10 protein-coding genes are annotated in these 13991 nt (G+C 50.9%); 9 read left to right on the top strand and 1 reads right to left on the bottom strand.

The features are described 5' to 3' along the window. Positions 1–12 precede the first annotated feature (12 nt). The 5 genes from HMPREF3119_RS02575 to HMPREF3119_RS02555 all read left to right on the top strand — a co-directional run bounded on the left by HMPREF3119_RS02575 (position 13) and on the right by HMPREF3119_RS02555 (position 6119). On the top strand, positions 13–1080 hold the full coding sequence (locus HMPREF3119_RS02575) for a fimbrial protein (RefSeq protein WP_024474401.1): 1068 nt from the start codon (positions 13–15) through the stop codon (positions 1078–1080). A gap of 298 nt (positions 1081–1378) precedes the next feature. Next, the gene (locus HMPREF3119_RS02570; RefSeq protein WP_015423011.1) at positions 1379–2170 is read left to right on the top strand and encodes a protein bax; all 792 of its coding nucleotides are present in this window, start codon (positions 1379–1381) and stop codon (positions 2168–2170) included. Positions 2171–2334: 164 nt separating this feature from the next. After that, on the top strand, positions 2335–3753 hold the full coding sequence (locus tag HMPREF3119_RS02565; protein WP_070578304.1) for an MBOAT family O-acyltransferase: 1419 nt from the start codon (positions 2335–2337) through the stop codon (positions 3751–3753). Beyond that, positions 3740–4930: an SGNH/GDSL hydrolase family protein gene (locus tag HMPREF3119_RS02560; protein WP_049242722.1), complete on the top strand. Its 1191-nt coding sequence runs from the start codon at positions 3740–3742 to the stop codon at positions 4928–4930. The genes HMPREF3119_RS02565 and HMPREF3119_RS02560 overlap by 14 nt, the downstream gene beginning before the upstream one ends. Beyond that, entirely contained in the window at positions 4893–6119 is a 1227-nt protein-coding gene (locus HMPREF3119_RS02555; protein ID WP_225903323.1) for an SGNH/GDSL hydrolase family protein, read from the top strand. The genes HMPREF3119_RS02560 and HMPREF3119_RS02555 overlap by 38 nt, the downstream gene beginning before the upstream one ends. A gap of 44 nt (positions 6120–6163) precedes the next feature. Here HMPREF3119_RS02555 and HMPREF3119_RS02550 read toward each other — a convergent pair whose 3' ends face one another. Then, on the bottom strand, positions 6164–8065 hold the full coding sequence (locus HMPREF3119_RS02550) for an ATP phosphoribosyltransferase regulatory subunit (RefSeq protein ID WP_070578300.1): 1902 nt from the start codon (positions 8063–8065) through the stop codon (positions 6164–6166). 423 nt (positions 8066–8488) lie between these two features. Here HMPREF3119_RS02550 and hdcC point away from each other — a divergent pair, with 423 nt between their 5' ends. From hdcC to hisS, 4 genes are all read left to right on the top strand, one after another. Further along, the gene (hdcC, locus tag HMPREF3119_RS02545) at positions 8489–9850 is read left to right on the top strand and encodes a histidine-histamine antiporter (RefSeq protein ID WP_004241242.1); all 1362 of its coding nucleotides are present in this window, start codon (positions 8489–8491) and stop codon (positions 9848–9850) included. 50 nt (positions 9851–9900) lie between these two features. Continuing rightward, the gene (locus tag HMPREF3119_RS02540) at positions 9901–11037 is read left to right on the top strand and encodes a histidine decarboxylase (protein ID WP_004234859.1); all 1137 of its coding nucleotides are present in this window, start codon (positions 9901–9903) and stop codon (positions 11035–11037) included. A 203-nt stretch (positions 11038–11240) separates the two neighbouring features. After that, positions 11241–12683, top strand: a complete 1443-nt coding sequence (locus HMPREF3119_RS02535; RefSeq protein ID WP_004241240.1) for an amino acid permease — start codon at positions 11241–11243, stop codon at positions 12681–12683. A 10-nt stretch (positions 12684–12693) separates the two neighbouring features. Beyond that, on the top strand, positions 12694–13965 hold the full coding sequence (gene hisS, locus HMPREF3119_RS02530) for a histidine--tRNA ligase (protein WP_004241239.1): 1272 nt from the start codon (positions 12694–12696) through the stop codon (positions 13963–13965). Positions 13966–13991: the final 26 nt, after the last annotated feature.

Genomic DNA, 13991 nt, shown 5'->3' with positions numbered 1-13991 from the left:
GAGACATCACCGATGCTCAGAAAAACCCATTTTTTTGCCGGTCTGCTGATGCTGATCACCGGTTATGCGCAGGCGGAGTGCTACAACGACGGCAACAAACAGGCGCCGCCGCTGACGGCTGATCTGTCGGAAACCTTTTACCGTCAGACAGAAACAACCCTCTATTTTAATACCCGCTACAGCGGGGAATTCAGCTGTAACGGCTACAGCAGCAGCGTCTCCAACGCCTCTTACCTGCAAAAACGTTCCATTGTGGTCGGTTTTCAGAACGGCCGCTATCCGGTGGAGTTCCGGGTGATCGATCTCCAGCCCGGCAGTACCCAAAAATTCGCTTACAGCAGGAACCCGTACCCGGCGGACCGCCTTCAGGCACGTTTCACCCTCAGCGCACGGGTGATGCCGCAGAACTCACGCAGTGATGTGACAGTGCCCGGCAGCCAGTACCGCTTTGACGGCGCGGTGATCGCCGCTGACACCACGCGGGTCGGCATCCTTCAGTTCTTTGTCCGCCTCGGGCTGGATATCCTCACTTATCTGCTGACCGGGCACTGGCCGGAGCATAATGAGGATCTGTTCCTGCAGCCGCTGGATGTCATTTATCAGCCCCGTGAAACCACCTGTACCTTTGATAATGCGGATTTATTAGTCGAGCTGCCGCAGGTGGACAGAGCACAGCTGCTGCGTAACACAACCGCCGGGATGACACGTTTCCATCTGGATATCTCCTGCCGGGATCGCCTGAACGGCCGCACCAGCCGTCCGGTAAAAGCCTATCTGGCCAGCAATCAGGTCTGGCTGCGGGATATGAAAACCCTCATTGATACCTCACAGGGCGCGGCACAGGGTGTGGGGATCCGGGTCGGCCGTTATGCGGATACCAATGACAACAGTGCACTGGTGATCAACCCGCCGGGACGGCAGCCGCGTGCGGATTCCTATCTGTTTGAATGGGGAAAGGACAAATTTATTGAAGTAAATAACGGCTTTAATCTCTGGGCGTATTACTATGTCTATGATGCCGCCCGGCTCAGTGCAGGTCGCATCAATACCACGGCAATCCTCAATTTCGAGTACTACTAATCATAAATTCTGATAAAAATGGCCGGTAAAAACCGCAGAAAAAAGTGAAAACAGGGGCGGTCACCGCGTAAAAAACATTAATTTTCCGGATAATTCCGCCATTTTTGCCAAAATCCGCAGCCGTTTGATGTCCGTTTTAACTTACTAATAGACATACACAAAATCAGAAAACAGAATTTTATCCTGCCAAAGCATACCCGATTAATATTAAACGATGGATAATAAGGCTGGCCTTGGTTTTTCTATTTTGCTAGTATTCGTTCGATTTTTGTTCAGACAATAAAACGAGGAAAAAGCAATGCCCTCTCTTTCGATGAGGACAAATGCAGTCTTCGCTTTCTTGATTTTACTATTCTTTACCGGTTCGGGCTTTGCCTCAACCAGTACCACGACAAGCTTGGCGTATTCACATCAAAACACGCAGCAGCTACAGAAGACGCTGCCTGATTTGAAAAAATACGCGTCAGGTACACCCCGTAAGAAAGCGTTTTTAAATGCCATTGTCCCTGCGATTGACAAAGTGAATCGCGAAATCATGAATGACCGCACCTGGTTACTGGAACGCCGGAATGCCAAACACTGGTCACAGAGTGATATTGCAAAGCTCGGAAAGCTTTGCCGGAGCTATGATATGACATGCAGCTCGCCTAAGCGCACCAACTGGAACGCGCTGCTGAGCCGTGTCGATATCCTGCCCACCCACTTCGTTGCCACACAGGCGGCAACCGAATCAGGCTGGGGAACATCAAAACTGGCTCAGTCCAACAATAACCTTTTTGGTATGCGTTGCGGACGGGGCTGTAGTGCCAAAGCCGGACAGGTTCAGGGCTACTACGCGTACAGCACTATTGAGGATAGTGTCACTGCTTACATGAAGAATCTGAATACGCATCGTGCTTATAATTCACTGCGTTCAGAAAGGGCAAAACAGCGTCTGGGTGATGATGACTCACTGAGCACACCGGAACTTATCAGTCAGCTGGAAGGTTATTCGCAAAAAGGAGATGCCTATAACCGTTACCTCCGCCAGATGTATGACAGTAACAAAACACTGATCACATCGGCACAGAAGGTCGCCCAAAACTCATAATCGTTCTGTTCACTGCAACAGACACCCGAAAACCCGCGTTAATCTGAGTATTACGCGGGTTTTTTTATGGCTTCTCATCATTCTTATTGAATCGTGGTTGATAACTTATATTATACTCAGCACGCTAATTATGACATTTTCAACAAGCCTGCACAGAGCCTGATATGAATTTCTTTTCATTTGAATTTCTTGCCTCCTTTACTGCCTTTTTTCTGATTTACTGGCTCTGTCAAAAAAAGCCCCGTTTACAGAATATCCTTTTAATTACGGCGAGTTATCTGTTTGTCTTCTTATTCCGGGCAAGCTTCGCGTATGTGCTGGCCGGATATACCCTGTTTATTTATCTGCTGACGAATGTCCTGAGCAGCCGTCTGTCCGCACGGGCAGTTTACAGCCTGCTGGCGGCGGGGATCATCGGCTGTTTTACGGTATTCAAATACTACGGATTTATGCAGGAATCTCTGCAGAGCGCGCTGCTGCAGGCCGGTGTGGAGGTTGAACTGCCGGTGCTTTCCGTGCTGGCGCCGCTGGGGTTATCCTTCTACGCGTTCCATTCTGTCAGCTATGTGGTGTCGGTCTGCCGCAAAGAGATTGAAAAAGCCCCCTTTTTGGATGTGGTGCTCTATCTCTGCTTCTTCCCGAGCATTGTCGCCGGCCCGATAAACCGCGCCAAAGCCTTTATGCCGCAGGTACAGGCGGCCTCGCGGGAAATTATTGATTACAAAAAAGCCCTGCTGCTGATCACCCTGGCGATGGTGAAACTGTTTTTATTCAGTGCTTATCTGTCAGAAAACTTTGCCAACCCGGTCTTCAGTTCGCCGGTCAACTACAGCGCCGGTGAGATTCTGGTGGCGGTGTACGCCTATGCCTGGAATATCTATTTTAACTTCTCCGGCTATACCAACCTGGTGACCGGGATTGCCATGCTGCTTGGTTTCAGGGTACCGCTGAACTTCAGTGCGCCGTATCTTGCCACCAACCTCAAAGAGTTCTGGGCGCGCTGGCACATCAGTCTGTCGACCTTTATCCGCGATTATATTTACATCCCGCTCGGCGGTAACCGCAAGGGCTGGCTGCGGATGAACCTCAATGCCTTTATCGCGATGGTGATTTCAGGGATCTGGCACGGTGTCGGGCTGCCGTTTATCATCTGGGGTACACTGCACGGCCTGGGTATTGTGCTGATGAATATCAAACACAAACTGCTGCCGCCGCGTACAGAACCTGCGGAAACCCTGTGGCAGAAAACCGGGGTCTGGACCGCCCGGATTTTCACCTTCCATGTGCTCTGCCTGACCTGGATTTTCTTCCGCAGCGCCACGCTCAGCGATGCTGTCACCATGCTGACGCAACTGACCGCCGACGGCTTTATTGCCTCAGTGATAGCCAGTGCCCCGCTGATTATCGCCTTCTGGCTGCTGCTGTTTATCTATCCGCTGTGTGTCAGCCTGTATCACCGCGCCGGACACTATTACCAGCGGATCTCATGGATCTGGTATCCTTTACCGCTCGCGCTCTTTATGACGCTGGTCTTTATTTTCTCTCCTTCAGGAATGCCGGGTTTTATCTATGCGAATTTTTGATTTTACAGAAAATCTCGAGCGGGCACTGAAGGTCGTCTTTATTGTGCTGACCGCAACCGTGGCACTGGTCTGGCTGAACCAGAACCCGCTGGCCCGTTACTGGGAACAAACCTACCACCAGCCTGCGCCGTGGGCGAAGCTGGAGGGGCATTACGCGTGGGATCTGGGAGGTTACCTTCAGGAAGGCGTGGTGGCTGCCGGAGAGACCCTGTGGACCTATGCACAGGGCAATCATATCGTTGAGGAAGCGGAAGAGGCTGTTCCCGGCAATACCGCGTTTCCGGAGGAGTTTCAGGTCGGGCTGCATTTTATCAACGGCTACCGTTATCCGGCCGCTGCACTGTCTGTGACCTTCCCTGAGCTGCTGAACCGGGAGCGTCCGGCGATCGGCAATTCTGTGCTGAAACTGAACCCGGAGCAGGTTGCGGAACACATTCTGACGAAAAAAACACCAAAATCAATTATTGATCTGGAAGCCGGTGATAAAGTCTTCTTCGTGGGCGATTCCCTCATGCAGGGCGTTGCACCTGTGTTACAATCCCGTCTGGCCAAAACCTACGGCATTGAAAGTATCAACCTCAGCAAACAGAGTACCGGCCTGACGTATCCGAAGTTTTTCAACTGGCCGGAAACTATCAAAACCACGCTGGCAGCCAACCCGGATATCCGCCTGATGGTGGTTTTCCTCGGCCCGAATGACCCGTGGGACATGCCGCCGGAAGGCGGCGGGCGCTACCTGCGCTTTATGTCTCCGGAGTGGGAGGCGCAGTACCGTAAACGGATTCAGGATATTCTGTTAACGGCCCGGATACAGGATGTGGACGTCATATGGATAGGACCGCCGAATATGCGCAAAGACAAGCTGTCAGATGGTGTACACTATCTGAGCGGGGTCTATCAGTCGGAAATTAACAATGCCGGTGAAATCTGGCTGTCCGCGAATACCATTTTCAAATATCAGGATAAGATCTATTCAGATTACCCCGGTGACGGCAGCAGCACTATCAAGCTGCGCAGCGGCGACGGTATTCACTTTACCTACAAAGGTCAGAAAGCCATCGCTGACACGGTATTTGATCTGATTAAATTTAATGCTGCGCCGGAGGAAACCCCGGCGGAGCAGGAAAAAACAGAAACACATGATGAAACAACAAAAACGCCCGTCGTGGCACCTTAAACTGGCCGGTGCGGGAGCCCTGTTTGCCGCAGCGCTCTCCCTGCTCTCCTGCCAGAACGATGCGGATAAGCCGTGGATACAGCCGCAGACACCACCGCCGGTGTCGCGTAATGATCTGACCAACTACGGCGATCCGAACCTCAGCCGCCTGGCACACCGCCTGCGGGATCCGTCCGCGCGTGTCCATATTGTCCAGATTGGCGATTCCCATACAGCAGCGGATTTTTTCTCCGGCACGCTGCGTGACAAATTCCAGGCGCGTTACGGCAACGCGGGGATCGGCTTTGTGCCGCCGAGCATTATCGCCGGACAGCGCACGGCAAACTTTGTCTTCACCGAGCCGAAAAAACAGTGGTCATTCCTGACCAGCCGGAAAGATGATGCACCAAACTTCCCGCTGGGCGGTTTTGTTATTTCGCCGCTGACCTCACACAGCACCCTGACCATGAAAGAACGCAATCCGTCCTCTTATCAGTATGATATGCAGGTGCTGTACCAGACCGGCTACCCGGCCTCCGTTACGGTACGCGGCGGCAAAGGCGGCACGCTGAACCTGGCACCGTCCTCAGAATGGCGTTTTTCTGACAGTGTACCGGTAACCTTCCCGGCAGAAATCACCGCGAATGAGCAGAGCCCGCTGAATATCGGCGGCTGGTTTATCACCCGCAACCATCCGGGCGTGATGCTCTCGTCTGTCGGTATCAACGGCGCGACAATTGCCATGACGGGAAAATGGCAGCCGCAGTGGGTGAATACCCTGGCACAGACCGATCCGGAAATGGTGATCCTGGCTTACGGTACCAATGAAGCCTTTAATGACACGCTGGATTTGGATCTCTACCGTCAGCAGCTGACCAATGTGGTGCGCAGTATCCGCAGCAACATGCCGGATGCGGTGATCCTGCTGGTCGGCCCGGGCGACAGTATCAAGAACAAAACCGCGCCTGACTGCCGCTCACAGCAGCCTGCCAATCTGCACAATGTCATGCGGATTCAGCAGTCTGTGGCGAAAAGTGAAGGTCTGCTCTACTGGGACTGGCAGCAGTTCATGGGCGGCGACTGTGCAATTAACAGCTGGGTGCTGCGTGATCTGGCACGGCCGGACAAAGTCCATCTCTCCGGTCCGGGTTATGAAAAGAGCGCAACAGCACTCTATAACGCGCTGGAATCTCTCCTCAGCCAGCAGTAACAGGTTATCCGCAGATAAGCTGATTATCTGCGGATCCTCTCCCCTCAGCAGTTTACGCTGTGTCCCAGCACACCGATCATGGCATTCTCATTCACAAACTGAATCATTCCGTTGTCTTTATCAGTCAGCTCCAGCGCTTTGTCATCCTCTGACGGCACCACAATGATAAAACGGCTGCCGTTGCGCTCCGCATTCTTGCGGCAGGTACTGATCCGCATCCCCGAGCAGTCATTTTTAATGGTGAAATGCGGGAACAGTATCCGCAGACGGCGGCCGACCATCAGCGCATGCCCGGCGGCACGGGTGTTTTCCGGGATCAGCACCACATCGGTCGCATTCTGACGCAGCAGTTGCTTGTGACATTTGCGGATCAGGAAAATAATCGGGTCGAGCATAAACGCAAAACCGCTGACCGCCACCTGTTTATCCAGCAGATGCGACGCACTGGCATCATAACGGCCGCCGCGGCATAACAGCTCATCGTGGCTGTCAGGATGCGTGGTGCGCCATTCAAACAGGGTGTGACAGTAATTATTCACCGGATACAGTCCCGGCGTCACACTGTACGGAATTTTCAGGCGGTTGAGGGATTCGAGCAACTGACGGAAGCGGGCGGCGGAAGCCTCAGAGAGAAACTCACTGAGCCGGGGCGCTTTTTTATTAACGATATCCAGCAGCTTGTGCGGTGTGGATAATAACTGCTCCGGTTTCTCTTTCAGTTTAACCAGCCACAGCTCCTCAAAGAATGGCAGAAACGGCTGATAATACTCTCTCAGTGCCTGACGAAACCGGCTGAATTCTTCTTCGCTGCCGGCGGTATTTATTTTTAATTCAATGTACGGCGTAAGGTGTAATGAACTGAAAAAATCATACTGCATTAAAATATGTTCCAGCTCGATATCAATATTATCGTAGCCGAATGCTTCCACACCGATCTGGTGATATTGTTCAAAATCCTGTTTCTGCCCGGCCACATTCCGGAACATCGCACCGATATACCATAATTTGCTTTTTGACTGTAAACGCTGATGCTGTGCGATCACCCGCAGACAGCCCATCGTACCCTCACCGCGCAGCAGTGCCGGATGGCTGCAGTTGAGTTTGGGGCCGTTATGGTTATCATCCGCGAATGCCGCGGCATTCTTCATATGGTCATCCCAGTATTCCAGCACCGGAAAGCGGATCTCCTGATAACAGTAGCGTGCCAGCAGCTTAGAGGCGCGGTTTTCCAGCCAGATCCAGTCCGCCACATCATTACTGTAATGCTTGCGCGGCCGTCCGCTCTGATGCGGGCGCACTGTCCGGTTTACTTCAAATTCCAGTTTCTGGCAATACTGATTGGTGCCCAACACGCAATTCTGATTCAGACAGATTTGAATACGCTCAATAACAGACTGGCTGATAGTGGTATATAAAAAATGCTGATAATGGATCCCGCGCTCTTCCGGTGTTTTACCTAATTGCAAATAACACTGATGTTCAGTCATTCTCGGAATAGTGCATTCCCCGGTGTTATGACCGTAACTTGAATAATTTAAGTTATGTTTATCATTATATTCCGACTGGTCGGATGTGAATGTATCAACATATTGAGAGACTAAAAGAAAATAGGAGTTTGCTTCAATAAGGCAGCTGTTATAACGCCGGTCCCATAATGCCCCGGTACGCTGATATTTATTATTGTAGTAAGGAACATACTGGCGTCCGATGTGCTGTATAAAGCGGCTTAAATCTTCTTTTGATTTTGGTGTCAGCAGCAACAATACCGTATCTGCCTGAAGTGAATAGGCATGAAGCTCGCAATTGTATGATTCTAAAGACCTGTCCACACAGGTCAGGAAGCGGGCGTAATCATTCTCTTCCTGAAAGAGTTTTTCATGATTGTGTCCGTTAAGTTTAATCAGCTGTGGTAATCCCGGGAAATAAAGGCGCTCTCTTCTTGGCATAGGTCAGCGCTCCAATCGCTAAAAATAATAAATTTATCTAATGAGTAATATAATATAAAACCGGTTTTATTATTTTAACTCATATCATAAAACCCGTTTTTATTTTTGAATGCCATTCTTTTTTATCGTATTGAAAAAAGTATATTTATTTTTTACTTACCTGCTTTGTTAATTAATACATGACAAAAGTAAAATAATAACCACACCAGAAGTCCGATTATTCACGTCAAAAAAGGGGGACAGAGTCACTTACTGCAAAACGGCACATAAAATATTCATTTTCAGCTGAAACTGTTATAGAAGCGCTGTTTTTTTTGATCGATATCAAATTTAGAACGACATTTAAAAATTAAGTTTCCCGTATCTCGGTAATTGTCATCGGGTGCACCTTTCCAATTAAACAATCATTACAGGAAAAGCATTATGGGAAACATGAGTGCCAGTTCCGCCCATAAAATGGGGGTGGTCGCGCTGACCCTGGTAACCGCATCAAATATGATGGGTTCCGGTGTGTTCATGCTGCCGACTAACCTCGCGGGCGTCGGTTACATCTCCTTATGGGGATGGTTATTTACAATCATTGGTGTTATCGCATTAGCCTTAGTTTTCGCCAAAACCAGTCTTATCACACCGCGTAACGGCGGTATCGTGGCTTACGCCAGCGATGCTTTCGGTCCGTTTATCGGTTTCCAGACCACTGTCTGTTACTGGATCAGTGCCTGGGTCGGTAACGTCGCGTTGCTGGTTGCCGGTGTCGGTTACCTCAGCTACTTCTTCCCTGAACTGAAAAACCCTGCTATCGGCAGCGTCGTTGCTATCGCGATTCTGTGGGGCTTCGTGGTATTAGCCAGTTTCGGTGCCCGTGTCGCCGGCCGTGCGCAGTCATTCACTGCAAGCTGCATGCTGGTTGTTGTTCTGGGTGTCGGTGTGATCGGCTGGTTCTGGTTCGATCCGCAGATGTTCACTCAGGTCTATAACGGTACCGGTAAAAGCGATACCACTGCCATTATCACTGCGGCATCTATCGCGCTGTGGGGCTTCCTGGGTGTTGAATCTGCTGTGGTTTCCAGCGGCCAGGTCGACAAACCTGAATACACTGTTCCGCGTGCCACCGTTTATGGTCTGCTGATCGCGTCAGTCTGCTACGTCGGCAGCTGCACCGTTATCATGGGTCTGGTTCCGCACGAAGAACTGGTTAACTCAGCTGCGCCGTTTGCGGATGCTGCCCGTTACATGTTCGGTGAAACTGCCGGTACTGTTGCCTCTATCCTGAGTATCATCGCCTGCTTCGGCTCTATCTCCGGCTGGTTAATCCTGCAGTCTGAAGGTCCTCGTGCCGGTGCAAACCAGGGTCTGTTCCCTAAATTCTTCTCCGATGTGAACAAAAATGACGTTCCGATGAAAAGCCTGATTTTCACCGGTGTGCTGATGAGCCTGGTGCTGTTAATGACCGCGTCACCAAACCTGGCCAAACAGTTCGAAATCGTCATTCTGATGTCTGTCTTCGCATCCCTGCTGCCATACATGTACGCACTGATTTCTCTGCCAATCATCATGGTTTCCAAAAAAATGAACCGCGGCAGCACCTTCATTTTCTATAACGTCCTGGTGGTTATCGGCATTATCTACTGTGTCTTTGCCCTGTTAGGTTCCGGTTCTGATTCTATGTTCTGGGGTCTGGTCATGATGTCAATCACTATCCCGCTGTTCAGCTTCGTGGCCGCAGGCCGTGCGAAAAAAGGCAACGAGATTCTGTACATCAACGACGAACAAAACAAAGCGTGATTTGCTCCGCTTCACAGTCTTAACTTTTGAAAAACAAGAGGTAATTAAGTATGACTCTGTCTATCAATGATCAAAACAAACTTGATGCATTCTGGGCTTATTGCGTAAAAAACCAGTATTTCAACATCGGCTATCCTGAATCAGCAGATTTCGATTACACCAACCTGGAACGTTTCTTACGTTTCTCCATCAACAACTGCGGTGACTGGGGCGAATATTGCAACTACCTGCTGAACTCTTTCGATTTCGAGAAAGAAGTGATGGAGTATTTCGCAGACCTGTTCAAAATTCCGTTTGAACAAAGCTGGGGTTATGTGACCAACGGCGGTACCGAAGGTAACATGTTCGGTTGCTACCTGGGCCGTGAAATCTTCCCTGACGGTACCCTGTACTATTCAAAAGATACTCACTATTCCGTTGCGAAAATCGTTAAATTACTGCGTATCAAATCTCAGGTTGTTGAATCTCTGCCAAACGGCGAAATCGACTATGACGATCTGATGAAAAAAATCGCTGACGATAAAGAAGCGCATCCGATCATTTTCGCTAACATCGGTACCACTGTCCGCGGTGCTATTGATGATATCGCTGAAATCCAGAAACGCCTGAAAGCAGCCGGTATCAAACGTGAAGATTACTACCTGCACGCTGATGCGGCACTGAGCGGCATGATCCTGCCATTCGTTGATGATGCACAACCATTCACGTTTGCTGACGGTATCGACTCAATCGGTGTTTCCGGCCACAAAATGATTGGTTCGCCAATCCCTTGCGGTATCGTTGTTGCGAAGAAAGAAAACGTGGATCGTATTTCTGTTGAAATCGACTACATCTCCGCACACGACAAAACCATCACCGGTTCACGTAACGGTCACACACCACTGATGCTGTGGGAAGCTATCCGTTCACACTCAACTGAAGAATGGAAACGCCGCATCACCCGCAGTCTGGATATGGCTCAGTATGCTGTTGACCGTATGCAGAAAGCCGGTATCAATGCATGGCGCAACAAAAACTCCATCACTGTTGTGTTCCCTTGCCCGTCAGAACGCGTCTGGAGAGAACATTGCCTGGCAACGTCCGGCGACGTGGCTCACCTGATCACCACCGCGCACCATCTGGATACCGCGCAGATCGACAAACTGATCGACGACGTTATCGCAGATTTTAACTTACACGCGGCATAAAAAAAGGCAGTGGTAATTATCCACTGCCCCCTTACGGTTCGTTGCCGGCGCAGACGCCAATCCTGCCGGCAACGCTCTCTAACCTATACAGCGACACAGGATGATGCAAGAAAAAAGACCAAAAAACACGGCTCAGTTCTCTGATCGTGAGATTTTTTGCTCCCTCATCCGCAGCTGGAGTATTTCTGTGAGGACAAAATGGTATGGTTCCCAATGGTAAATCCACCCACCGCATGGGCCTGACAGCCCTGATTATTATGACGGCTTCCAATATGATGGGAAGCGGCGTGTTTATGTTACCCTCCTCCCTCGCGCATATCGGCTCCATCGCGCTGTGGGGCGGACTGCTGACCTTCTGCGGCGTGCTGGCACTGGCGCTGGTGTTCGCCAAGACCGGTGAAATCTCCCCCTGTAAAGGCGGTGTGATTGCCAATATCGGCCGGACATTCGGGCAGTATATCGGGTTACAGACATCACTTTTTTACTGGCTTTCGACCTGGATAGGCAACTGTGCCTTACTGATCTCCGGTGTCGGTTATCTCTCTTATTTCTTTCCGCAGCTTCACACTCCGCTTTACGCCGCTATTACCGCAATTATTATTCTCTGGGCTTTCGTTCTGCTGGGTTTGCAGGGCGCAAAAGTCGTCGGCTATGCGCAGATTTTTACCGGCCTTTGTATGCTCACCGTTATTCTGAGCATCAGTATTTTCGGCTGGACCAGTTTTGATTACACACGTTATATCACCAGTTTTAATGTTACTCAGACCAGTAACACAGATGCTATTTTTGCCGCCGCCGCGATTTCGCTGTGGGGCTATCTGGGAATTGAATCCGCGTCGGTTTCATCCGCCCAGGTGACTAATCCGCACCGCAATATTCCGCTGGCAACCATTATCGGGCTGGTTATTGCTGCCGCCTGCTATCTCAGTTCCACCAATGTCATGATGGGGATCCTGCCCCACGAACAGCTTGTTAACTCCACCGCACCGTTTGCTGATACCGCCCGTTATCTGTGGGGCGAACATGCGGGACAGATTATCTCTGCGCTCGCCATTATTGCCTGCTTCGGTGCATTACCGGGCTGGCAGATTTTACAGACTGAAGTTCCCCGCTCTGCGGCGGAAGAAGGCACATTCCCGCGTTTTTTTGCTGATGTGAACCGCCACGGCGTGCCGTATAAAGGGCTGATTTGTACCGCCGGGATGATGAGCGCCGTGCTGCTGCTCACCATCTCACCAAGCCTGGAACAGCAGTTCCGCAATATCATTATTCTTGCGGTCTCCGCCAGTCTGATCCCGTATGCATTTGCTGTGATTTCCCTGCCGATCGCCATGATCGCCAAAAAAATGCAGTACGGGCGCACCTTTATTATTTACGCCACTCTGAGCCTGATTGGTCTGGGATTCATTATGGTCGCGCTGACAGGCGCCGGCACCAAACCGCTGTTCTGGGGCATGGTGCTGCAGATGTTTACCATTCCGCTGTATCTGTTTTTTATTATGCGCCGCGAAAAAAACACTACTGATCCCCGTCCCGGGCTCGCCCTGTCGTACATCCCGGGGATCTGCGCTGAGCAGACCGCTGAGATGGCGTTATCGGCTGACAATGATGACAGCCGGAATTTCTCACAGAGAAACTGTATATAGAGGACTAAAAATGGAAAAGATTCAGTCAATCAGAGGGATGAGAAGTGTGCTTCCGGAAGAAACACCGGTCTGGCAGTGGCTGGAAAACCGGATCCGGAATATCACTTCCCGCTACGGCTATCAGGAGGTCAGGCTGCCGATTCTGGAACCGGTTGCCCTGTTTGAGCGCGCGGTCGGTGAATCCACCGATATCGTCTCAAAAGAGATGTATAACTTCCTCGATAAAAGCGGCGAGCACATCACCCTGCGTCCGGAAGGTACCAGTGGTTGCGTCCGGACCGTGATTGAGAACAACATGTGCTACAACACCACGCAGCGCCTGTGGTATCAGGGCCCGATGTTCCGTTATGAGCGTCCGCAGAAAGGCCGTCTGCGCCAGTTCACTCAGTTCGGGGTGGAAACCTTCGGCATGCCGGGGGCGGATGTGGATGCAGAGCTTATCTTTATGGTGAAAGATATCTTTAAGGCGCTCGGCGTGGATAAACACGTCCGCCTTGAGATTAACTCCCTCGGGACACCGGAAGAGCGCTCAGAGCACCGTCAGCAGTTGGTGAATTACTTTATGCAGCACAAAGCGCTGCTGGATGAGGACAGCCTGCGCCGTCTGGAAACCAACCCGCTGCGTATCCTGGACAGCAAAAACCCGGATATGCAGGAGATGATTGAAGCAGCACCGCGCCTGCTGGACTTCCTCGGTGAGGAATCACAGCAGCACTTTGATGATCTGCGCCGTCTGCTGGACAGTGAAAATATTGCTTATGTGGTCAACCCGCGTCTGGTCCGCGGACTGGATTACTACACCCGTACCGTATTTGAGTGGATCACGGAAGAGCTGGGTTCACAGGGGACAGTCTGCGGCGGTGGCCGTTACGATGGTCTGGTTGAATTGTTCAGCGGCAAACAGTTACCGGCTTCCGGGTTTGCTATCGGGATCGAACGGCTGTTACTGCTGATCCAGACTCTCGGCCTGGATAAAGATATTGTGAATCAGCCGGATATTGTGGTGACTTATGAAGATCCGGCACAGAATGTGGAAGCGCTGTTACTGGCTAACACACTGCGCCATCAGTTGCCGCAATATAAAATCCTCAATGATTTCACCAGTGCCAAACTGAAGCGTCAGCACAGCAATGCGCTGAAATCCGGCTGCCGTTACATCGTGACGCTCAACCGTGACGGCCAGGTCGGCCTGTGGGATCTGGCGGCGAACACCAATGAAACCCTCACCGCAGACACCCTCGCCAATGCGTTTCTGAATAAAACCATCACTGCGATGGCCTGATAAACAGCAACGTAATATAAACAAAA

This window comes from Morganella sp. HMSC11D09, assembly GCF_001807955.1.
In the GTDB taxonomy this organism is placed as follows: Bacteria; Pseudomonadota; Gammaproteobacteria; order Enterobacterales; family Enterobacteriaceae; genus Morganella; species Morganella morganii.
Note: the sequence above shows the minus strand (reverse complement) of the source record. Positions and strands in the feature narration are given on the sequence as shown.

Bases quoted from the DNA above. Each gene is read 5' to 3' on its own strand.
- HMPREF3119_RS02550 (WP_070578300.1), bottom strand. From the start codon at position 8,065: ATGCCAAGAAGAGAGCGCCTTTATTTCCCGGGATTACCACAGCTGATT.
- HMPREF3119_RS02535 (WP_004241240.1), top strand. From the start codon at position 11,241: ATGGTTCCCAATGGTAAATCCACCCACCGCATGGGCCTGACAGCCCTG.
- hdcC (WP_004241242.1), top strand. From the start codon at position 8,489: ATGGGAAACATGAGTGCCAGTTCCGCCCATAAAATGGGGGTGGTCGCG.
- HMPREF3119_RS02575 (WP_024474401.1), top strand. From the start codon at position 13: ATGCTCAGAAAAACCCATTTTTTTGCCGGTCTGCTGATGCTGATCACC.
- HMPREF3119_RS02560 (WP_049242722.1), top strand. From the start codon at position 3,740: ATGCGAATTTTTGATTTTACAGAAAATCTCGAGCGGGCACTGAAGGTC.
- HMPREF3119_RS02570 (WP_015423011.1), top strand. From the start codon at position 1,379: ATGCCCTCTCTTTCGATGAGGACAAATGCAGTCTTCGCTTTCTTGATT.
- HMPREF3119_RS02565 (WP_070578304.1), top strand. From the start codon at position 2,335: ATGAATTTCTTTTCATTTGAATTTCTTGCCTCCTTTACTGCCTTTTTT.
- hisS (WP_004241239.1), top strand. From the start codon at position 12,694: ATGGAAAAGATTCAGTCAATCAGAGGGATGAGAAGTGTGCTTCCGGAA.
- HMPREF3119_RS02555 (WP_225903323.1), top strand. From the start codon at position 4,893: ATGATGAAACAACAAAAACGCCCGTCGTGGCACCTTAAACTGGCCGGT.
- HMPREF3119_RS02540 (WP_004234859.1), top strand. From the start codon at position 9,901: ATGACTCTGTCTATCAATGATCAAAACAAACTTGATGCATTCTGGGCT.